Genomic DNA, 21,534 nt, shown 5'->3' with positions numbered 1-21,534 from the left:
GAGCGCTCTCCAGTGGCCAGATGCTGACGCGCGCGGACTGCCGGGGTCAAGGGTCGTGCAGGGAATGCTTAAAGGTCCTGTAGGGGTTTGTGGCCGGATCTCGACGCCCTACCTCGTCCGATCACTCATGGCTTCAACTCTTCAAGAGACAAGCGGAGTTGACGCCCACCTGTAGAGATGCCCGTTCATGAGGTGTGGCTGAGGGTGTCTCAGATCGACGTGACTTCCGGGACTGCGGCAGCGCTCTCCTCGTGGTCACGGGGCGCAGGGGCGGTGACCAGCAGCATGGCGACCACCGAGGCGGCGAGCATGATCAGTGCGGCCCAGCCCGTGGCGACCGTGAAACCGTGCACCACGCCGGTGTCGGTGATCGCGGCCTTGCTCGCCGGGGTGAGCTCCCCGGTGCGCGCCGCGGCTCCGAGGTGGCTGGTGAGGTAGGTGGCGGTGGTCGTCGTCGCGATGGTGTTGAGCAGCGCCGTACCGACGGAACCGCCCACCTGCTGGGCGGTGTTGACGGTCGCCGAAGTGACGCCCGCGTCCTGCGGGGCGACGCCTGCCGTCGCCGTCGCCATCACCGGCATGAAGGTGAGACCCATGCCCAGGCCCAGCATCAGCATCCCCGGCATGACATGCGCGGCGTAACTGGAGTGCGTGTCGAGGAAGGTCAGTGTGAAGAGCCCGGCCGCACCGAGCAGCAGCCCGGGACCCATCAGGAGCCGCGGCGGTACGTGGTGGAGCAGCCGGGCGGAGATCTGTGTGGAGCCGATGATGATCGCCACGGACATCGGGAGGAACGCGAATCCGGTCTTCAGGGGGGTGTAGCCCAGGATGTTCTGGAGGTAGTACGTCATGAACAGGAAAAGACCGAACATGCCGATGGTCGCCAGCCCCATGGTGAGCATCGAGCCGCCGCGATTGCGGTTCTTGACGATGTGCAGGGGCAGCAGAGGGTTCGCCGCCCGGGACTGCCACCAGGTGAACGCGGCCAGCAGGACCAGTCCGCCGATGAGCAGACCGAGCACCATGGGCGATGTCCAGCCCCTCGACTCGGCCTCGCTGAGTCCGTACACGACGGCGACGAGCCCGCCGCAGCCGAGGAGCACGCCGGGAATGTCCAGACGGGCCTCCTTGTGGCCGGCGCGGTCGTGGAGCAGCGAGACGGCGCCGAAGACGGCGATCACCGCGATGGGCACGTTGACGTAGAGGCACCAGCGCCAGTCGAGGTACTGGGTGAGGATTCCGCCGAGCAGCAGGCCGAGCGCGCCGCCCGCGCCCGCGATGGCCCCGTAGATGCCGAAAGCCTTCGCACGTTCCTTGCCGATGGTGAAGGTGGTGGTGAGGAGCGACAGCGCGGAGGGCGCGAGTACGGCGGCGAAGACGCCTTGCAGGGCGCGGGACGCGAAGAGCATTTCGGGGCCGGTGGCGGCGCCGCCGATCGCGGAGGCGCCCGCGAAGCCGATGAGCCCGATGATGAAGGTCCGCTTGCGTCCGACCATGTCGGCGATGCGGCCGCCCAGCAGCAGGAGCCCGCCGAAGGCCAGGGTGTAGGCGGTGATGACCCACTGGCGGTTGCCGTCGGTGAGGCCCAGATCCTTCTGCGCGGACGGCAGGGCGATGTTCACGATGGTCGCGTCGAGGACCACCATGAGCTGGGCGAGTGCGATGACGGCGAGGCCCCACCACCGTCGGCTGTCCGGCTCCCCTGCCTGACCTGCGGGAATGGCGGCAGCGGCGGGCTCTCGGGCTTCACTCATAAGTAACAGAAGACCATGAACAGGGCTATATCGCCCTTCCGTGGTCAGGCGGGAGGGCGCGCCTGGAAGGGGACGGCAGCCCTGACCTCACTGGTAAATTTTCGACGTGAGCACGGAAGCCGACATCACCGATTCCTTCGTCCGGATCTGCCTGGACGAGCCGCCCCGGGTGGCGAGCGTGGGCATCGGCGTGCACGGGACCTCGCGTCTGCGCGAGGAGTTCTGCCTGCCGGATCTGTGGCAGCTGCATCTGTACCGGTACGAGGGCGAGCTCACCGTCGACGGAACGGTGCACGCGATCAGACCGGGGCACGTGAGCCTGGCTCCACCCGGAGCGCGGGTGCAATACCGCTACCGCGGCCGCTCCGAGCATCTCTACGCGCACCTCGACCTTCCGCGCTCCGGCGAGCAGCTGAACGTCCCCGTCATGCAGAACGCGGGCGCCCGGGAGCCGATGCTGACCGAGCTGCTGCGGCGGGCCGTCGCGGCGGCGCCACGCAGCCACGCCCAGGCATCGGCGGAGGTCTGGGCCGCGCTGTGGCGGGTGGCCGAGCTGTCGGTGCCCGGTGAGGACGCCGATCGCGGCGCCGGTCCCGTCGCCGCAGCCGTGGCGCACGTCGAAGGGCATCTGGCGGAGCAGCTGTCGGTCCCCGAGGTGGCTCGTGCCGCGGGGGTTTCGCACAACCACCTCATCCGGCTGTTCCGGGCGGAGCAGGGGGTCACGGTGGTCGCGTACATCCGGCGTCGCAGGATGGAGCAGGCCCGCCACCTGCTCCGCGAGTCGACGCTGTCGATCCCGGCCGTCGCGGCCTCGGTCGGCATCGCCGATCTGCAGGCGTTCAACAAGGCGTGCCGACGCGAGCTGGGTGCGTCCCCGCGAGCGATCCGCTCCGCCCGCTGATCGCTGGTCCGTTTTCCCCGGCGAGCGGGGCGCAGGTCATACGGTGAGGACCTCGATCCCCAGCGCGCGTACGGCAGCGAGCTCCGCCTCGTCCGCGCCAATGTCGGTCACCACCGCGCTGATCTCCGCGAGCGGGCAGATCTTGGCGAACGTGACCTTGCCGATCTTGGTGCCGTCCGCGACCACGACGGTCCGGGTGCTGTTGCGGAGGAAGGCCCGGTCGGTGTGCGCCTCCATCTGGTCGTGCGTACTGCAGCCGTGCCCGACCATGAGGCCGTCGACGCCGATGAAGCTGATGTCCAGGTGGTACTCGTCCAGCATCCGCTCGGCGCCAGGACCGACCAGTTCGTAGCTCTCGGAGCGGGCGTTGCCCCCGATGACGACGAGCTGGACGGCGGGCCGTACGACCAGATCCGCCGCGATGTTGACCGCGTTGGTCACCACCGTGAGGCCGCCGCGCCCCGCGAGCACCCGGGCGACCTCGGTGACCGTGGTGCCACCCGTCATTCCCACCACGGCGCCGTCGGGCACCAGTGCCGCCGCCGCGGCGGCGATGCGCCGCTTCTGGTCCTGCTGCCTGCCGGCCCGGTGGCGCAGCGGCAGTTCCCGCTCGGCCGTCACCGCGCCGCCGTGGGTGCGCTGCAAGAGCCCTTGTTCATGCAGGAGTTGCAGGTCACGGCGTACGGTGGCGCCGGATACGCCGAGCAGTTCCACCAGTGCGTGGATGTCCGCGCTGCCCGCGGCGGAGACGTGATCGATGATGCGGTTCAGCCGGTCCGACTTGAGCATAAGTCCAGCGTATATCTGAGCAGTTCTGCGCAGAACTGCAATTTCAGCGCAGCTCGTGCCCTTGACGCGAGCATTCTCACGCGATTTGATCCTGCCAAGTGCCCCGGGCGTGCAGCCCGGCACCCAGAGGTGCGCCCAGCCGGTAGCGGATGCGAGTCCGAAGCCCGGCCAAAGTCGCCAGGATCGCTGAAGCGTCCGAGGCGGGGTCGTACCCGCGATTGATGGAGCTCCCCATGCCCGTCAATACCGTTTCCCGTATCCGCCTCCGGTGGGCGGCCGCCGCCCTGGCCACCGTGAGCGCGGCCGCCGCGCTCACGGCAGGCGCCGCCCCGCAGGCCGGTGCCGCCACCGTGAACCTGCCCCCGGCCCACGCGGGCTTCGACTACCAGATCGGCGGCGCCTACACCCCGCCCTCCGGCGTCAAGGTCGTCAGCCGTGACCGCACTGCCTCCCCTGCGGCAGGCCTGTACAACATCTGTTACGTCAACGCCTTCCAGGTCCAGCCCGGCGAGCAGAGTCAGTGGCCCTCCGACCTCCTGCTGCGGGACGCCAACGGCGACGTCGTGATGGACCCGGACTGGGGCGAGGCGCTGCTCGACATCCGTACGTCGGCCAAGCGCGACCGGGTCGCCGCCCAGGTCAACCAGTGGACCGACGGCTGCGCCGACAAGGGCTTCAACGCCATCGAGCCCGACAACTACGACAGTTACACCCGCTCGAAGGGCCTGCTCACCGCGAGCAACGCCAAAGCCTTCATCACGCTCCTCTCCGCGCACGCACACTCCAGGAACCTGGCCATCGGCCAGAAGAACACCTCGGAACTCGCGGGCAGCAGAACCCAGACGGGCCTCGACTTCGCGGTCGCCGAGGAATGCGGGCAGTACGACGAGTGCGGCGACTACACCGCCGCCTTCGGCGATCACGTCATCGTCATCGAGTACACGGCCGGCGGTCTGAAGAAGGCCTGCGCGGGCTGGGGCAGCAAGCTCAGCATCGTGCGCCGCGACGTGGACGTGACCACCCCGGGCAGCTCCGGATACGTCCGCAAGACCTGCTGACGCTCCACTCCCTCCGGCACCCGCGCCGCTGTTCGTCCGCTCCCTTTCCCGCACGTCTGCAAGGAGTACGTCATGACCCGTATCCGCGGTGCCCCCACACCACTGGCCCGCCGCAGGCTGCTGCGCGGCGGGGCGGCGTTGGCCGCAGGCACCGCGGGTGCGGCCCTCGTCGGAGGCTGCGCGGACTCCGAAGCCGGCGGCGTGAGCGCCGACGGCACGGTCACGGTCGAGCTCTGGCACGGCCAGAGCGACACCGGCAGGAAGGCGATCGAGGCGCTGGTCGCGGAGTTCAACCGCACCCATCCGAAGATACGGGTGGACGCGGGCGGCGGCGGGGTGCTCGCGGACGCCATGCTGCAGAAGGTGACGGCCGCGCTGGCCTCGGGCTCCTACCCGGACATCGCCTACATCTTCGGCTCCGACCTGGCCAGCGTCGCCCGCAGTCCCCGCGTCGTCGACCTGACGTCGCAACTGCGCGGCGGCGCGACACCGTGGACGAACTACTGGGCTCCGGTGCGCCAGGCACTCACCCTCAACGGCAAGGTGCGAGCCGCCCCTGCGGTGCTCGACTCGCTGGCCGTCGTCTACAACAAGGAGTTGTTCCGCCGGGCCGGCATCCCGTTTCCCGAGGCGGGCTGGAGCTGGGACGAATTCCTGGACACCGCGGCCAAGTTGACCGACAAGGGCCGTGGGGTCTTCGGGACGGGCTGGCCCGGAGTCGGCGACGAGGACACCACCTGGCGGCTGTGGCCGATGATCTGGGACCTGGGCGGCGATGTCGTCGCCGACAACGGGCACAGCATCGGCTTCGCGGACCAGGGCGAGCAGGCGCTGGGCACCCTCGCGCAACTGGCCGAGGACAAGAGCGTCTACATCGACTTCAAGCCAGGCAGCGAGCAGCTCTACAAGGTCTTTCTGAGCGGCCGGATGGGCATGGTGGCCACCGGACCCTGGCAGCTCCCCGACGTCATCGACGCGAAGATCGACTACGGCGTGGTGCCGCTGCCCACCTACCACGGGCACCCCGTCACCATCTCAGGCCCCGATACCTGGACGGTCTTCGACAACGGCTCGGCACGCTCCCGCGCCGCCGTCGAGTTCGTCAGCTGGATGATCCAGCCCGAACACGACGTGCGCTGGGACATCCAGGCCGGCAGCCTCCCGCTGAGCTCCGCCACCGCGCAGCGCCCGGAATGGAAGCAGCACTCGGCGGCGACGGCCGGACTCAAGGTGTTCACCGACGCGCTCGACTCCGCCCGGGTCAGACCCATCCACGCGGCGTACCCGCAGATCTCGATGGCGCTGGGCGAGGCCATCGTCTCCGTACTCCTGGGCCGCCGATCCCCGGCGCAAGCCCTGCGCACCTGTGCCGACAAGGCCAACGCGGCCCTGCTGATACCCAGATGAGGAAGGCCGACATGTCGCAGACCCCGCGAGCGCTCACCCTCGCTCCGGCCGACCGCATCAAGGTGGCCCGCCCCAGGGCGAGCCGCCGCCGGGCGCGCCGGGAATCCGCCACCGCCTGGGCCTTCATCAGCCCGTCGGTGATCGTCATCCTCGGACTGAGCATCGTCCCCGTCATCTGGTCCCTGCTGCTGTCGTTCCGGGCCGACGACCTGGTCACCCCGGGCCGCTGGGTCGGCCTGGACAACTACCGCGCACTCGCGCAGGACCCCAACTTCCATACCGCCGTGGGCAATACGCTCCTGTACGCGGCGCTCTATGTGCCGCTGAGCCTGGTGGGCGGACTGGCCCTGGCACTGGCGCTGAACCGCCGGATCAAATTCATCGGCATCTACCGCACCCTGATCTTCATCCCGTTCGTGGTCTCGGCCGCGGCCCAGGGCGTGCTCTTCTCCTTCATCCTCGACCCCGAATTCGGCGTCGCCAACTCGCTGTTGCACAAGCTCGGCATCTCCCCGCAGGGCTTTCTGTCCGACCCTGGCCAGGCGCTCTACCTGCTCGTGATCATCTCGCTGTGGAGCGGCGTCGGCTTCTGCGTCATCGTCTATCTCGCCGCGCTGCAGGACGTACCGCCCGAACTCGTCGAGTCCGCCCGCCTCGACGGCGCGGGCCGCTGGATGGTGCTGCGCCACATCACCCTGCCGACGCTCACCCCGGTCACGGTCTTTCTGCTGCTGTGGCAGCTGATCGCCGCCCTGCAGGTCTTCGACCTGGTCTACGTCACCACAAAGGGCGGTCCGCTCGGATCGACCACCGTCATCGTCTACTTCGTCTGGGAACAGGCCTTCCAGATGTTCACCGCCGGATACGGGGCATCGGCCGCCTACGTGCTCGCGCTCGCCCTGCTCCTGGCCGGCGCCGTGCTCCACCTGTACCGGCGCAGCCACAACCGTACGGAAGGAGTCGCCCGATGACCGCGACCACATCCACGGCTGCGCGCGAGGTGCACCGGACCGCCGCCCCCGCCGCGGCGGGCCGACTGCGACGCCGGCGGCTGCCCTTCAGCGCCTGGCACCTGCTGCTCGCGCCCCTGTCGCTGGGCTTCGCGCTGCCCCTGCTGTGGCTGGTGCTCAGCTCGGTGATGAGCAATGCCGAGATCAACCGGTTCCCGCCCGCGCTGTGGCCGCACGGCATCGACCTCGGGGGATACCGATACGTCCTGGGCAACGCCATGTTCCCGCGCTGGTTCGCCAACTCCCTCATCGTGGCGGGCGTATCGGTGCTCTCGAACCTGCTGCTCGGGGCGCTGGGCGGCTACGCCTTCGCCCGCATGCGCTTCGCCGGGTCGCGGCTGCTGCTCGCGCTGATGCTGGCGACGATGGTCATCCCGTTCCAACTGACCATGATCCCGACGTTCCTGGTGATGAAGGAGCTCGGGCTCATCGACACGCTGGGCGCGCTGATCGTGCCCTCGCTGGTCACACCGTTCGCCGTCTTCCTGTTCCGGCAGTTCTTTCTCGCACTGCCCAGGGAGATCGAGGAGGCGGCCTGGATCGACGGCTGTTCACGGCTGCGGGTGCTGTTCTCCATCGTCATGCCGCTGGCGCGACCCGCGCTCGCCACCGTGGCCGTCCTGACGTTCCTGGCCACCTGGAACGACCTGTCGTGGCCGCTCATCGCGATCAACCACGACACCCAGTACACGCTGCAGCTGGGGCTGACCACCTTCCAGGGCCTGCATCACACCAGGTGGTCGGCGGTGATGGCGGGCAATCTCATCACCGTCCTGCCGGTCCTGTTGGCCTTCCTCTTCGCCCAGAAGACCTTCATCCAGTCGCTGACTTCGAGCGGACTCAAGGGCTAGATCCGTTCTTCCCGTACGCATCCGAATGCAAGGAACCACCATGTCTCCCCCCTTCGACCTGCTCGTGATCGGCGACGCCAATCCCGATGTGGTCCTCGGCCCCGTGCCGCACCGCCTCGCCTTCGGCCAGCGCGAACAACTCGTCGGCCACGCAGGGCTGGTACTCGGCGGCTCCGCCGCGATCATGGCCTGCGGGGCCGCGCGCCTGGGACTGCGCGTGGCCTTCGCCGGCCGGGTCGGCGACGATCCTGCGGGCGACTTCGTACGCTCCGCACTGGCCGGGCGCGGTGTCGATCTCACCGCCCTGGTCACCGATCCCCACCTGCCCACACCCCTCACGGCGATCCTCACGACCGACGACGGGGACCGGACCATCCTCACCGCGCCCGGATGCCTTGCCGCGACCGGCCTCGACGATGTGCCCGAAGCGCTGCTCGCCTCGGTACGGCACGTACACGCGGCCTCCTTCTTCCTGATGCCTCAGCTGGCCCGGTCGCTTCCCCGGATATTCGCCGCGGCGCGCTCCCATGGCGCGAGCACCTCGCTCGACACGAATGACGATCCGAGCGGGCGGTGGGACCGCGGACTGCTCGACCCGGCCCTGCGGGGCACCGACATTCTGCTGCCGAACGCGTCCGAGGCCCGCGCACTCGCAGGCACGGCCGAACTGCTGGACGCGGCCGCCGAGTTGGCCCGACGCGGCCCGCTCGTCGTCGTCAAGGACGGGGCCGAAGGCGCCCTCGCCCACGACGGCGCCCACCCGCCCCTGCGCACCGCGGCAGTGCCGGTCGAGCCGCTCGACACCGTTGGCGCGGGCGACAGCTTCGACGCCGGATTCATCACCGCGATCCTGCGCGGCCTGGACACCGAGGCCGCCCTGGCCGTCGCCGCGACCTGCGGCTCGCTGTCCACCCGCGGCCACGGCGGCACCGCGACCCAGCCCACCTGGGACGAGGCCCGAGCCGCCACCTTGAACCAGGAGGTTTCCTCATGACCCTTACGAAGATCGTGTTCGTCGGCGCAGGCAGCGTCGTCTTCACCCAGGGACTCCTGGCCGACCTGTTCGCCTTCCCCGAGCTCACCCGCGTACATATCGCCCTGCACGACATCGACGCCGAACGGCTGGCCACCGCCGAAGGCGCTGCCCGCCGGATCGCGGCCGAGCGCGGAGCAGAACCGACGATCACGGCGCACCCCGACCGGCGCAGCGCACTGGAGGGCGCCACCTTCGTCATCAACATGGTCCAGGTCGGCATGAACGAGGCCACCCGTACGGACTTCGCCGTCCCCGCCCGCTACGGCCTGCGCCAGACCATTGGCGACACCCTGGGAATCGGCGGCATCTTCCGCGCACTGCGCACCTTCCCGCTGCTGCGGTCCCTCGCCGACGACATGACCGAACTCTGCCCGGACGCCTGGCTGTTGAACTACACCAACCCCATGGCGATGAACGTCCTCTACCTGAGCCGCATCGCACCCCAGCTGCGCACCGTCGGCCTGTGCCACTCGGTCTACTGGACCATGCACGACCTCGCCGAGCTGGTCGGCGTCCCCTTCGACGAGGTCTCCTACCTCGCCGCGGGCGTCAACCACCAGGCCTGGGTCCTGCGCTTCGAACGCGCCGGCAAAAGCCTCTATCCGCTCCTCGACGAGGCCATCGCCAAGGACCCCGAACTGCTGCGCCGCGTACGCGTGGACATGTACCGCAGGCTCGGGCACTACCCCACCGAGACCAGCGAGCACTCCTCCGAATACGTCCCCTGGTATCTGCACCACGACAGCGAGATCGAGCGGCTGCGCCTGCCGGTCGGGGCGTACCTGGACATCATCGAGGAGAACGTGGCCAGTTACGAGAAGACCCGCGAGGCCCTGACAGCGGGCGCCCCGCTGCCCGTCGACGCCAGCATGGAATACGCCCCGCAGATCATCCACAGCATCGTCACGGGCACCCCGCGCACGGTCTACGGCAACGTCCCCAACCGGGGCCTGATCGACAACCTGCCCGCCGACGCGGTCGTCGAAGTGCCCTGCCTGGCCGACTCCCTGGGCGTCCAGCCCACCCGCGTCGGGGCGCTCCCGCCGCAGTGCGCCGCCCTCAACCGTACGTACACCAGCGTGAACGACCTGGTCGTACGCGCGGCCACGGACGGCGAGCCGCGCCACATCCGGCACGCCGCCATGACCGACCCCGCGACGGCCGCGGCCCTGCCGGTGGAGCGGATCTGGGACCTGTGCGACGACCTCGTACGCGCCCACGGCGACCTCCTGCCGCCTGAACTGCGGGCGGAACTGGGCCACTGAGCGGGTTGGCACCCAACTCCCCGGCGCACAGCGCCGGATAGGATCCGGTCCATGCCCCTGACCATGGACGACGTGGACCTGTTCGAGGCCTCCAGGCCCCGCCTGGAGGCCATCGCCTATCGCCTCCTCGGCTCGGCGAGCGAGGCCGAGGACGCGGTGCAGGACACGTACCTGCGCTGGCAGGCCGCGGATGTGGACGGCATCGAGGTCCCGGTGGCCTGGCTGACGAAGGTCCTCACGAACCTGTGCCTCAACCAGCTCACCTCGGCCCGCGCCCGGCGCGAGACGTATGTGGGGCAGTGGCTCCCGGAACCGCTGCTCGCCGGGGATCCGATGCTCGGCCCCGCCGGCACAGCCGAGCAGCGCGAATCGGTCTCGTACGCGGTCCTCACCCTCATGGAGCGGCTGTCCCCCAACGAGCGGGCGGTGTACGTCCTGCGGGAGGCCTTCGCCTACGGGCACCGGGAGATCGCCGAGATCCTCGACATCACCGAGTCGGCCTGCCAGCAGATCTTCCACCGCGCCAAGAAGCACATCGCGGACGGCAAGGCACGCACCGAGATCGACGAGGCCGAGGCCAAGCGGATCGTCGAGGAGTTCCTGGCGGCCGCCACCACGGGCCGAACCGAGCCGCTCGTACGGCTGCTCACCGCGGACGCCACGGCGATCGGCGACGGAGGTGGGAAGATCCCGGCCCGGACGAAGGCGTTCGAGGGCGCCGTCGCGGTGGCGAAGTTCATGCGGGGTCTGTTCAAGCCCAGCCAGGCCAAGCGCGTGCTGGTCGGCGGTTCACCCGGGGTCTACGCAACGACCGCCAACGGCGACCCCGCCATCGTTGCGGTCCTCGACGGCCATGTCATCGGCATCCTGTGCCTGGAAGTCACCGCCGAGGGCATCGCCTCGTTCCGTAACCAGGTCAATCCCGACAAATTGGAGCGTGCAACGCAGCAGTGGGCGGCCTCGGACCACGGAGAACCCCTGCTCATCGCCTTCTGATGCCTATGTGACGTGCATCACACCCCACCCCTGTCAGGAAACGCCGGGCTGCCCGGTTCAAGTAGCGAAACCGCAGACCAGCGAGACAGGAGCAAGGACATGCAGCACCGAATCGTCGTCCTCGGAGCCGGCTACGCAGGCGCCATCGCCGCCGGACGCCTCGCCAAGCGGCTGCGCCGCGAAGACGTCACCATCACCCTCGTCAACGCCGAGCCCGACTTCGTCGAGCGCGTCCGGATGCACCAGCTGGCGGTCGGCCAGGAGCTCAGGCCCCGCCCGTTCCGCGAGATGTTCGCGGGCACCGGCGTGGAGCTGAAGCTGGGGAAGGTCACCGGCATCGACGTCGACCGCAAGACCGTCGCCGTCCTGGACGCGAACGGTGCCGCGGAGCTGGAGTACGACAGCCTGGTCTACGCCCTCGGCAGCGCCTGGAACGACCAGGGTGTCGCCGGCACCGCCGAGCACGCCCACGAGATCGCAAGCCGTCCCGGAGCGCTCCGGCTGCGCGAGCGGCTGGCCGGCCTCGACGCCGGTGAGTCCGTGGTGATCGTCGGAGGCGGCCTGACCGGCGTCGAGGCCGCGACCGAGATCGCCGAAGCCCGCCCGGACCTCGACGTGGCGCTCGCCGCCCGCGGCGGGCTCGGCGACTGGCTCTCGGACAAGGGCGGCAGCCACCTGAGGAAGGTCTTCGGCAACCTGGGCATCACCGTGCATGAAGGTGCCGCGATCACCGGCGTGGAGGCGGACCACGTCATCACCGCCGAGGGCGTGCGCATCCCGGCGGCGGTCACCGTGTGGACCACAGGCTTCGCGGTCCACCCGATCGCGGAGGCCACCGGCCTGGAGGTCACGGGGGCCGGGCAGATCGTGGTCGACAAGACGATGTGCTCGCTCTCGCACCCCGACGTGTACGCGATCGGTGACGCGGCCATGGTGATGGGCCCCGGCGACAAGCCGCTTCGTATGTCGTGCGCCTCGGGCACCCCCACCGCCTGGCAGGCCGCCGACTCGATCGCGGCACGCCTGACCGGCGGCAAGCTCCCCGCGGTGTCGATCCGCTACTTCAACCAGTGCATCTCGCTGGGCCGCAAGGAGGGTGTGATCCAGTACGTGACCGCCGACGACCGAGCCGTCAGCGCGGCGCTGACCGGCAGGTGCGCCGCGCTCTACAAGGAGCTGGTCTGCAAGGGCGCGGCCTGGGCCGTCGCCAACCCGATGCTCGCGATGCCGACCCGGCGCCGCCGCGTCGTGGGAGAGCAGGCGCCGGCGGGCGTGCCCGTCAAGGCTGGGGCGTGAGGGACGGCGGGGACGGGCGCGCGACGACAGCGCCCGTCCCCGCAGGGCGACTTCGACCGATTTTTGTCAGTTTGGTTCCAGTCCGATGCCCCAGATCGACTGAAGGTGCCAGTTCGACGGCGGCCTCCTATAACATGATCGAACCCATGGGGGTCGTTCCGATCGCCATCCTTCACTAGAAATTAATCTCATCTAGTGCGAAGGGGGAGGTGCTTAATCAAAAACTAACAAATCGGTCAGAAAATTGATATCTGTAATGTCGCGAATATTTCCCCGAATACGCCACAGGCTCACGTCCGTTGCGCGCCGGCCGCGCGCGATGCTGTGGGCCACGGCCGGTGTGGCGACACTCGGATTCCTCATCGCGCTGGAGATCTCCGCACGCCACTACGGCCTGCCGGGACCGATCGTCAACCAGGCGCGCGAGGTCATCTTCGCCCCGCGCACAGGACCGCTGCTCTACGCCGGCCTGGCGCTGATGATGGTGGTGCTCACCTGGCGCCAGCGGTTCATCGCGCTCGGTACCGCGATCGGCATCGACCTCGTCTTCCTGTTCTTCCGCTGGTTGGCCGACGCCAGGCTGACCTTCGGCAACGGCGCACTGTGGGTCATGATCGGCTGCACGGTCATTGCCCTCACGCGCCGCGTCGGCAAGGAGCGCATGCTCCTGCTGAAGGGCGTCGGGCTCGGCCTGCTCCTGGTGGCCGGCCACAAGACCGGCGACACCTGGCTGCTCATCACGTCCAAGACCCGCCCAATGGTCTACGACCAGTACGTGGCGACCGCCGACCACGCCCTGGGCAACCCGTCATGGCTCGTAGGCCAGGTCGTCAACGCCACCGGCGCGACCGGCTCCCACATACTCCACTTCGTCTACGGCCAGCTCCCGCTGGCGGCCGCCCTCGTCGCGCTCTACCAGCTCCGTAACGTCGCCATCGAGCGCCGCTTCCCCGGCCACCACCTGGTGCGCACTTTCCTGGTCATCGGTCTGCTGGGACCGGCCATCTACATGATCTTCCCGGTGGTCGGACCGATCTTCGCCTACGGAGCCGACGGCAGTCACTGGGCGGTGGCCAACCTGTGGCCGGAGACGTTCACCCCGGTCAACTCCCCGCACACCATGCCGTTCGACGTGATCACCCCGCGCAACTGCATGCCCAGCCTGCACACGGCGTGGGCTACCACGATCTTCATCCACTCCCGCAAGGGTTCACGGGTGCTGCGCTTCGCCGGCACGTTCTGGCTCGTCGCCACCCTCGTCGCCACGCTGGGATTCGGCTACCACTACGGGGCGGATCTCGTCGCCGGTGTGGTGTTCGCGGTCACCATCGAGGCAGGGATGCGCGCGCTGGACCGCGGCTGGGACGCGTCGGCGACCCGGCTGGTCGTCTACGGCACGACGGTCTTCACCCTGCTCCTGCTGATGTACCGCTACCTCTCGGTGGAGATGGCCGGCCACCCGTGGATATTCGGGCCCCTGCTCATCCTGGCGTTGGCCTCGGTGATCCAGGGTTACGTATGGACCACCAAGTCGTGGGACCCGAAACTCGCACCGGTGCGGCAACCTGAACCGGCCCTGGCCACCCCCTGATGCCGCATCGGGCAACGTTCGCCCTGTCGTGACGTGTCGCCCAGTTGCTGTGCTGGGCGACACCGGACGGTCTGATCAGAGCGATCCAGAAGCGGCAGCCTCCGCACTGCGCGTCGTACCAGTCGTCCTGGTAGTCGTGCTGCGCGGTGGAGCGATGCAATGACGCGTGCCACCGCGCATGGCAGTCATCGTTGTGCTCTCGATCATCGCCGGTCCAAGGCCCACCAGCGGTCATCTCGGTACCTCCCCGTCCGGTCCGAAACCATCAGCCCACCGACGACCGAGTGAGCATCTCATCCGGAGCAAGGCCAAAGTTTCCTGATCCGGCACTAGATCCCGCTGAAATTCCACGCGTCGATGTCGCGATAGCGGATCGGCCCCGGCCCGCGGCCGAAGTTGCTGCCGACCAGATGAAGACGCTCCGCCCGCCAGCGGCGGCCGGTGAACCCCGCCAGCCCGGCGGCCACGTCGACCGCCGATGCGGGGGCGTCCCGGCGGGCGCGGGCCAGCGTCAGATGGGGCCGCAACGGCCGGTCCTCGAACGGGACACCGCAGGCCCTGACCACGGTACGTACCTCGGCGGCCAGCAGCTGCAGACCTTCCAGCTCGCCGTCGACCCCGCTCCACACCACCCGCTCGTCGAAGTGCCCGCCGCCGCGCAACTCCAGCGCCAGGGGCCGACGGGCGGAGGCGAGGTCCGCCAGCGGCGGACACAGCAGCGGAACGGTTGCGACGGGGAGCTCCCCGAGGAACGCCAGCGTGATGTGCCAGTCCTCGATGCGATTCCACCGCATACGCGGGTACGTGTCGTAGGCCGGTCTCAGCGCCTGCGCCAGTTCTTCCTTCGCGTCGTCGGGCGGGGCCAGCGCGATGAACACGCGAGTGGTCGCAGGCCGAATCTGTTCGTTCACAAAGTACTTCGTACCGTATCCGGACGCTTCGGTGATCACGAGGTACGGCAAGCGCATCCTCCTATTTCGAACCGCAGCGTCTCGGATTGAGCTAGCCTGCATCGTCATGGACAGGCAACCGCGTTCTCACCAGGACGAGTTGGTGCGCCCGGGACGCAAACGCAGCGAGGAGAGCCGCGCCGCGATCCTGGCCGCTGCATTCGAGCTGATCGGCGAAGTCGGCTACGCGGCCCTGACGATCGAAGGAATCGCCCACCGTGCCCGATGCGGCAAGCAGACGATCTACCGCTGGTGGCCCTCCAAGGCTCACGTCCTCCTCGAGGCGCTCGCGCTCAAAGCCGAGCTGAACGTCACGAACGCCGACCACGGCTCCTACGCGCACGACCTACGGGCATTCCTCGAAGACACCTTCCGCCTCGGCCGGCGGCCGCTCATCGCCGAGATCCTGTGCGCGCTTATGGCAGAGGCTCAGATCAACACCGACTTCGGACAGCTCTTCCGCACCGCGTTCCTGCAGGGCCGGCGCGATGCGCTCCACGTCGTACTCGACCGGGCCCGGAGCCGGGGCGACCTACCGCGCCACCCCACCGCGGCCACCGTCCTGGACATCGTGTTCGGCACACTTTGGTACCGCCTCCTGGCCACCCGGCAACCCGTCGACGCCGAGCTCGTCGACGAGCTCACGACGACCCTCACCCGGACCCCGCCCCCTGCACCCGACACTTCGAGCGACTCAGGAGACCAGCGATGACCAGCCACCGCACCATCCTCATCACCGGCGCCACGGACGGCCTCGGCCGGGCGCTCGCCGAACGCCTGGCGGCCGAAGGCGCCGACGTGATCCTGCACGGCCGCGACCAGGCCAAACTCGACCGTCTCGCGGACGATCTCGCGGCCCGGGGCGCCACCAAGCCCCGCACCGTGACGGCGGACCTCGCCGACCTCGACCAGGTCCGCCGCATGGCCGACGACCTTCGCACGGCGACCGACAGCCTGGACGTACTGGTGAACAACGCGGGCATCGGCGCCGGCGAACCGGACGGCCGCAGCCGCCGTACCAGCGCGCAGGGCCACGAGCTGCGCTTTGCCGTCAACTACCTCGCCGGCTTCCTGCTCACCCTCGAACTGCTGCCCCTGCTGCGTGCGTCGGCTCCGGCCCGCATCGTGAACGTCGCCTCCATCGGCCAGCACCCGCTCGACTTCGACGACCTGATGATCGAGCGCGGCTACACCGGTGTCCGGGCGTACGGCCAGAGCAAACTCGCCCAGATCACATCCGGCTTCGAACTCGCCGCACGCCTTCCCGCCGACGAGATCACGGTCAACAGCCTGCACCCCGCCACCTACATGCCCACCAAGATCGTCCTCGCCGAGGTCGGGCACAGCATCGACACCCTGGAGGAAGGAGTGGCCGCCACCCACCGGCTGATCACCGCTCCGGAACTCGCCCGCACCACCGGACGCTTCTACGACCGGACGCGCGAGACGCGCGCCCACTCCCAGGCGTACGAGGACGAAGCCCGGCTGCATCTGTGGCGCATGAGCCTGGAACTCACCGGAGCCACAAGCCCCGACAGGACAGACGTAGGCCGCAGGTCCTAGATCAAGAGTCGCTGTCCGGCGGCGCCCGCGCGAACGACAATCGCTGCATGACCTCGCCTGCCTTCGACATCGACGCCTTCCTCGCCGAGCCGCTCACCGCCCGCATCGCGACGGCCGGGCCGACCGTGCGCCCGGTCTGGTTCCTGTGGGAGGAGGGAGCCTTCTGGATCCTGACCGGGCCGTGGGCCAAACTCTTCGACCGGGTCACAGCCGATCCGCAGGTGGCGGTCGTGGTCGACGTGTGCGACATCGCAACAGGCGTGGTCCAACAGGTCATCGCGCGTGGACGCGCCGAGCTCGTCACCTTCGACGTCCCCCGTGGCCGACGCAAGCTCGCCCGATACCTGGGCCCGGACGAGAGCCACTGGGATGCGCGCTTCACCCACTATCTGCACGACGACGCGACCGAACGCGGCACGACCTGGCTGCGGCTGACCCCGGACTCGCTGATCGCGAACGACCTGAGTTACACCACCGCCCCTGTCAGATCTGAGCGGTGACCGCCCGGCCGAAGTGCCGGGCGAAGAACAGAACCGCACTGTCGGCTTCGAACCTGGGCAGCTCCTTGTGCCTGCCCGAGTTCGCATGCAACGTCTTCTCCTTCGAGGCGAAGGCGTCGAACAGCGCGAGACCGGACGCGCGCGGGATGTGCTCGTCGTCCCACTGCATGTCGAACTCGATCGGGATGGTGATCCGGCTCGCCTGCCCGGCCAGGACCTCCGGCCAGTGCTGGCCGAAGACCGCGGCGGCGATCCTGGGCTCGCCCGCCACGAACGGCACACCGATCGCAGTGCCCATGTTGATGCCGTAGTAACCGACCGGACCGTCGGCGCCGATCTGCGGGAGCCGCTGGAGCGCGTCCAGGGTCGCCCGCCACTCGGGGACGGCAAGCTCGGCCAGGTGCGCGTTGTAGCGGACGACGATCGGGCCCTCCGGCTCACCCGCCGCTCTCGCCCGGAACAACTCGGCGATCTCCTGCTCGTCATACGGGGAGCGAGGCCGGTCGCCGTGACCGGGCGCGTCGATGACGGCGACATGGAAGCCGCAGCCGTTCACGAGCAGGCGGGCGCGGCCGGCCATCGCGGGATGTTTCTTGTGGTTGCCGCCACCGTGGCCCATCAGGATCAGAGGTGCACGGCCGGCGCCGGAAGCCGGTGACCAGAGAACTCCGGGGACGTCGCCGACGGTGAAGTCGCGCTCGGTGATGCCATGCGACGACGACTCGGAGGTGAAATTCAAGGAATGCATGATGGTGCCCTTCGGGAGTGCCTTGTGGTCGAGGCGCCCCCGGCGACGCTTACATCAGTCGCCCGGCCGTGACGGCGAGGGGGAGCACCCACATCGATACAGCGTTCATGGGTCTCACCTCCTCGGACGGTGTCACGGCGAACTGGAAGCTATCAGCGGGGGCTTGAGCCGCTCAAGCTCTTTTCGCACCTGCACCGACGGGCCCACGGAGCGCCTCCCTCCGTGTCACAACGGTGACGACGCACAGGGGACGCCCCGTCGGGGTGGGGCCCGTCACCATTACCGCCGCCGGACGGTCGCACGAAACTTCCCCGTAACTCCCGGGCCATGCATCGGTGCTGGTGCGAAGCGTGCCGGGTGCGATCTCTTCCCCCACCCCTCGCGATCGCCAAGGTGGCACGATGCATCCTGCTTCTTCCCTCTCCCCAAGGCGCCGTTCCGGGGCCTCCATAGCGCTGGTCCTGTCGCTGATCGCCCTGGCTCTGGGGCTGCTGACCCCGACCCCGGCGTCGGCCGCGACCCTGCAGGAGGTGACAGGCTTCGGCTCGAACCCGGGCAACCTCCAGATGTTCCGCTACGTTCCCGACGGACTGCCCACCGGGCGCCCCCTTGTCGTCGCGCTGCACGGATGCACCCAGTCGGCGTCCGCGTTCGACGACGAGACCGGCTGGACCAAGTGGGCATCCGCCTGGGGCTTCGCCCTGGTGCTGCCCCAGCAGAAGAGCGCCAACAACGCGAACGCGTGCTTCAACTGGTTCCAGGCGTCCGACTTCTCGCGCGGACAGGGCGAGGCGCTGTCCATCAAACAGATGGTCGACAAGATGGCGGCGGACTACGGAACGGCCCCCTCGCGCGTCTACGTCACCGGCCTGTCCGCCGGCGGTGCGATGACCTCCGCGATGGCCGCCGCCTATCCGGAGGTGTTCTCCGGGGCCGCGGTCGTCGCGGGCCTTCCCTTCGACTGCGCGCGCTCCGTCACCGACGCGCTCAGCTGTATGAGCCCCGGCAAGGACCTCACCCCCAAGCAGTGGGGCGACAAGGTCCGCGCGGCCGACTCGGGCTACAGCGGCTCGTATCCGACCGTGTCCGTGTGGCAGGGCTCGCAGGACACCACGGTGGCCCCGATGAACATGACCGAGCTCGTACAGCAATGGACCGACGTCCACGGTACGGACGCCGCGGCCGATGTCAGCGACTCCGTGCAGGGCTACCCGCACAAGGTCTACCAGGACTCCGCCGGCCACCCGGCGGTCGAGTCGTACAGCATCACGGGCATGAGCCACGGCCAGCCGGTGGATCCGGGGACAGGCCCGGCCCAGTGCGGCACGGCGAGCCAGTACCTGCCGGACGCGAACATCTGCGCCTCGTACCAGATCGGCCAGGACTGGGGCCTGACCTCCACCGACGGCGGCGGCTCGCTGCCCGCCCCGACCGGCCTCGCCGCCACCGCTTCCACCGGCACATCGGTGTCCCTCTCCTGGAACGCCGTCGCCGGTGCCGCGTCGTACCGGGTCCACCGCGGTGGCACCGAGGTCGGCTCGCCGACCGCGACCACCTTCACCGACAGCGGGCTCGCCTCGGGTACGACCTACAGCTACACCGTTGCCGCCGTGGACGGTTCCGGAGCGGTCGGGGCGCCCTCGGCGGCGGTGCAGGCGGCGACCACAGGCGCCGCCCACCAGTGCTACACCGACAACAACTACAACCAAGTGGCCGCCGGACGAGCCCATCAGAGCCTCGGGACGGTCTACGCCAACGGCTCCAACCAGAACATGGGCCTGTACAACCTCTTCGTCACCCACACCCTGGAGGAAACCTCACCCGGTTACCTCGTGGTCGCCGACTCCGGCTGCCCGTCCTGACCGACGCCACGACACGGTGGTGGCTGCGCCGCACCCGGTGCAGCCACCACTGCACTCGCGTGGAACAAGGGGGCACCTGAGACCGCGAGAAGAGCCCGGTGGGCATGCGGCCGGGAACACGGTCACCTGGCCGGGGCACTGCCCGCGTGACGTGCCGTCCGGCTCGACGTCTCCCGTTCCACCGGCAGCCACAGCTCGGCATCGGCCTCGCTGCCGTCCGCCGACATGCGCATGCGCAAGATCTCCGGCCCGGGGCGGCTTCGGTACGGGTTCGACGGGAACCACTCGGTGAACACATCACGCCACAACACCTGGATCGCCTCCGGCGCAGGTCCCGAGGTGGTGAAGACCGCCCACGTCCCGGCCGGCACGGGCAGCGTGGCCATGTTCTCCGGCGCGGACTCCGAGGTGACGACCCCGTAGTAGTAGTCGAGTTCGGTGCCCTCGGCCCGGCTGGGATCCAGGTCGTCGCAGACCGCGACGATGCCGTGCGGCTCCTGGTCGGACAGCTTCTCCAGCACCTTCCTTGTCCGCTCACCGGTCCCGCGGACGAAATCGATGATCGCCTGGTTCGGCCCCGAGTGCACGAGCGGCACCCGGGCTTTCGCCCCGACGACGCTGAACTCCGGCTTGCGCACGACGCGGTAGCGCATGCTGCTGCTCCCGTCGACGATGAGACGGAAGGTCATCCGGGGCTGGGAATTGAGCGCCGCTCTGGTGCGCCGCGCCTCGCCGGGCCCCACGCCGTGCACCGCGCGGAACGCCCGCGCGAACGCCTCTCCCGAGCCGTATCCGTACCGCACCGCGATCTCCAGCAGCGTCCGCTCGTCGGCCAGTACCTCCGCGCCCGCCACGGTCAGCCGCCGGCGCCTGATGTACTCCGACAGCGGCATCCCTGCGAGCGCCGAGAACATCCGCCGCAGGTGATACTCCGACGTGGCCGCGACCTGCGCCAGCTCGCCCACGTCGACGGAGCTGTCGAGCTGCCGCTCGATGTGCTCCATGGCCAGATTGAGCCGGTCCAGCACGCTCGCCTCCAAGATCCAGTCCATCGATTCAATCAGCTGCGGCCCTGAACACCGCACCCGAGAAAAGCGGTGCGGCAAGTGTCGGGTGACCGGGACGTGCGGCGCCGCACGATGGAGGCATGGACGACACGACCTTGGTTTCCCGCTTCCTCCGCGACGGCTTCGTCAAGCTGGAAGGTGCCGTAGCGCCCCGCGTGGCCGCGAGCTGTGCGCGGTTGCTGTGGCAGGAGACGGGCTGCGACCCGGAGACCTGGACGCAGCCCGTGCACTGGGTCGGCGGGATGGCCCAGGGCCCGTTCGCCGCCGCACCCAACTCCCCGGCCTTGCACAGGGCGTACGACCTGCTGGCCGGCCCTGGACGCTGGGAGCCGCGCTACTCGCTCGGCACCTTCCCGCTGCGCTTTCCGCACGCGGAAGAGCCGGACGACGCGGGCTGGCACATCGAGGGCAGCTATGCGGTGGAGGGCGAGGCCTGGCCCTTCACCAATCTCCGCTCACGCGGCCGGGCCCTGCTGATGCTCTTTCTCTTCAGCGACGTGGGGGAGGAAGACGTCCCGACCCGGATCAGGGTCGGCTCCCACCTCGACGTGCCTAAGGTGCTGGAGCCGTACGGGGAGGAGGGCGCGAGCGGCCTGGCCATCGCGCCGGACCTCGTAGCGGCATCCGCCCACCGGCCGCTCGCCCTCGCCACCGGTTCCCCGGGCGACGTCTTCCTGTGCCATCCGTTCGTGGTGCACGCAGCGCAGCCGCACCACGGGGCGCGCCCGCGCTTCATGGCCCAGCCGCCGCTGATGCCGGCCGCGCCGTACGAACTGGAGCGGGCCGACGGCGTGTACTCACCCGTGGAGATCACGATGCGCCGGGGCCTGGGACAGGCCACATCCGGTCCCGCCAGTCTGCTCGGCTCTGAGAAGTAGCGGGCTCGTCCG

20 protein-coding genes are annotated in these 21,534 nt (G+C 69.3%); 15 read left to right on the top strand and 5 right to left on the bottom strand.

Translation table 11 applies throughout. The features are described from left to right. Positions 1-209: 209 nt before the first annotated feature. The gene (locus AB0H78_RS35805; protein WP_363239000.1) at positions 210-1,754 is read right to left on the bottom strand and encodes an MFS transporter; all 1,545 of its coding nucleotides are present in this window, start codon (positions 1,752-1,754) and stop codon (positions 210-212) included. A gap of 106 nt (positions 1,755-1,860) precedes the next feature. On the opposite strand from AB0H78_RS35805, the gene AB0H78_RS35800 reads away from it, so the two are divergent. Then, positions 1,861-2,655, top strand: a complete 795-nt coding sequence (locus AB0H78_RS35800) for a helix-turn-helix transcriptional regulator (RefSeq protein WP_363238999.1) — start codon at positions 1,861-1,863, stop codon at positions 2,653-2,655. Positions 2,656-2,691: 36 nt separating this feature from the next. Here AB0H78_RS35800 and AB0H78_RS35795 read toward each other — a convergent pair whose 3' ends face one another. Further along, on the bottom strand, positions 2,692-3,444 hold the full coding sequence (locus AB0H78_RS35795) for a DeoR/GlpR family DNA-binding transcription regulator (RefSeq protein ID WP_363238998.1): 753 nt from the start codon (positions 3,442-3,444) through the stop codon (positions 2,692-2,694). Between the two features lie 233 nt (positions 3,445-3,677). Between AB0H78_RS35795 and AB0H78_RS35790 the strand changes: the two genes are divergently transcribed. The 9 genes from AB0H78_RS35790 (at position 3,678) to AB0H78_RS35750 (ending at position 13,954) form a co-directional block, all read left to right on the top strand. Further along, entirely contained in the window at positions 3,678-4,502 is an 825-nt protein-coding gene (locus tag AB0H78_RS35790) for an endo alpha-1,4 polygalactosaminidase (protein WP_363238997.1), read from the top strand. A 72-nt stretch (positions 4,503-4,574) separates the two neighbouring features. Beyond that, positions 4,575-5,909 carry an ABC transporter substrate-binding protein gene (locus AB0H78_RS35785; RefSeq protein ID WP_363238996.1) on the top strand — a complete coding sequence of 445 codons (1,335 nt, stop codon included), beginning with the start codon at positions 4,575-4,577 and terminating at the stop codon, positions 5,907-5,909. Positions 5,910-5,920: 11 nt separating this feature from the next. After that, a complete protein-coding gene (locus AB0H78_RS35780; protein ID WP_363238995.1) occupies positions 5,921-6,880 on the top strand; it encodes a sugar ABC transporter permease in 960 nt (319 codons plus the stop codon). After that, the gene (locus tag AB0H78_RS35775; RefSeq protein WP_363238994.1) at positions 6,877-7,770 is read left to right on the top strand and encodes a carbohydrate ABC transporter permease; all 894 of its coding nucleotides are present in this window, start codon (positions 6,877-6,879) and stop codon (positions 7,768-7,770) included. The genes AB0H78_RS35780 and AB0H78_RS35775 overlap by 4 nt, the downstream gene beginning before the upstream one ends. A 40-nt stretch (positions 7,771-7,810) precedes the next feature. Beyond that, complete coding sequence (locus AB0H78_RS35770; RefSeq protein WP_363238993.1) at positions 7,811-8,764, top strand: carbohydrate kinase family protein; 954 nt, start codon at positions 7,811-7,813, stop codon at positions 8,762-8,764. After that, on the top strand, positions 8,761-10,071 hold the full coding sequence (locus AB0H78_RS35765) for an alpha-glucosidase/alpha-galactosidase (RefSeq protein ID WP_363238992.1): 1,311 nt from the start codon (positions 8,761-8,763) through the stop codon (positions 10,069-10,071). Before AB0H78_RS35770 ends, AB0H78_RS35765 begins: the two co-directional genes overlap by 4 nt. 51 nt (positions 10,072-10,122) lie before the next feature. Beyond that, positions 10,123-11,067, top strand: a complete 945-nt coding sequence (gene sigJ, locus AB0H78_RS35760) for an RNA polymerase sigma factor SigJ (protein ID WP_363238991.1) — start codon at positions 10,123-10,125, stop codon at positions 11,065-11,067. Positions 11,068-11,166: 99 nt separating this feature from the next. Then, on the top strand, positions 11,167-12,363 hold the full coding sequence (locus AB0H78_RS35755) for an FAD-dependent oxidoreductase (RefSeq protein WP_363238990.1): 1,197 nt from the start codon (positions 11,167-11,169) through the stop codon (positions 12,361-12,363). A 319-nt stretch (positions 12,364-12,682) separates the two neighbouring features. Beyond that, a complete protein-coding gene (locus AB0H78_RS35750) occupies positions 12,683-13,954 on the top strand; it encodes a phosphatase PAP2 family protein (RefSeq protein ID WP_363239019.1) in 1,272 nt (423 codons plus the stop codon). A gap of 329 nt (positions 13,955-14,283) precedes the next feature. Here the strand turns inward: AB0H78_RS35750 and thpR are convergent, their stop codons facing one another. Next, positions 14,284-14,865: an RNA 2',3'-cyclic phosphodiesterase gene (gene thpR, locus AB0H78_RS35745; RefSeq protein ID WP_363238989.1), complete on the bottom strand. Its 582-nt coding sequence runs from the start codon at positions 14,863-14,865 to the stop codon at positions 14,284-14,286. Between the two features lie 106 nt (positions 14,866-14,971). On the opposite strand from thpR, the gene AB0H78_RS35740 reads away from it, so the two are divergent. Genes AB0H78_RS35740 through AB0H78_RS35730 form a run of 3 tightly spaced genes read left to right on the top strand, consistent with a single transcriptional unit; the run spans position 14,972 to position 16,967 of the window. Then, positions 14,972-15,616 (top strand): TetR/AcrR family transcriptional regulator, encoded by a 645-nt coding sequence (locus tag AB0H78_RS35740; RefSeq protein WP_363238988.1) that lies wholly within the window; start codon positions 14,972-14,974, stop codon positions 15,614-15,616. Next, positions 15,613-16,467, top strand: a complete 855-nt coding sequence (locus AB0H78_RS35735) for an SDR family NAD(P)-dependent oxidoreductase (protein WP_363238987.1) — start codon at positions 15,613-15,615, stop codon at positions 16,465-16,467. The genes AB0H78_RS35740 and AB0H78_RS35735 overlap by 4 nt, the downstream gene beginning before the upstream one ends. A gap of 47 nt (positions 16,468-16,514) precedes the next feature. Then, positions 16,515-16,967 (top strand): pyridoxamine 5'-phosphate oxidase family protein, encoded by a 453-nt coding sequence (locus tag AB0H78_RS35730; RefSeq protein WP_363238986.1) that lies wholly within the window; start codon positions 16,515-16,517, stop codon positions 16,965-16,967. On the opposite strand, the gene AB0H78_RS35725 is transcribed toward AB0H78_RS35730, so the two are convergent. Continuing rightward, complete coding sequence (locus tag AB0H78_RS35725) at positions 16,951-17,715, bottom strand: alpha/beta hydrolase (protein ID WP_363238985.1); 765 nt, start codon at positions 17,713-17,715, stop codon at positions 16,951-16,953. The genes AB0H78_RS35730 and AB0H78_RS35725 overlap by 17 nt on opposite strands. Before the next feature lie 401 nt (positions 17,716-18,116). Here AB0H78_RS35725 and AB0H78_RS35720 point away from each other — a divergent pair, with 401 nt between their 5' ends. Continuing rightward, on the top strand, positions 18,117-19,577 hold the full coding sequence (locus AB0H78_RS35720) for a PHB depolymerase family esterase (RefSeq protein ID WP_363238984.1): 1,461 nt from the start codon (positions 18,117-18,119) through the stop codon (positions 19,575-19,577). A 122-nt stretch (positions 19,578-19,699) separates the two neighbouring features. On the opposite strand, the gene AB0H78_RS35715 is transcribed toward AB0H78_RS35720, so the two are convergent. After that, entirely contained in the window at positions 19,700-20,605 is a 906-nt protein-coding gene (locus AB0H78_RS35715; protein WP_363239018.1) for an AraC family transcriptional regulator, read from the bottom strand. A gap of 119 nt (positions 20,606-20,724) precedes the next feature. On the opposite strand from AB0H78_RS35715, the gene AB0H78_RS35710 reads away from it, so the two are divergent. Then, the gene (locus tag AB0H78_RS35710) at positions 20,725-21,522 is read left to right on the top strand and encodes a phytanoyl-CoA dioxygenase family protein (RefSeq protein ID WP_363238983.1); all 798 of its coding nucleotides are present in this window, start codon (positions 20,725-20,727) and stop codon (positions 21,520-21,522) included. Positions 21,523-21,534 lie beyond the last annotated feature (12 nt).

It is taken from the genome of Streptomyces sp. NPDC050738, assembly GCF_040654175.1.
Taxonomy (GTDB): domain Bacteria; phylum Actinomycetota; class Actinomycetes; order Streptomycetales; family Streptomycetaceae; genus Streptomyces.
The sequence above is the reverse complement of the archived record's forward strand: the minus strand, read 5'-3'. Positions and strand labels throughout refer to the sequence as shown.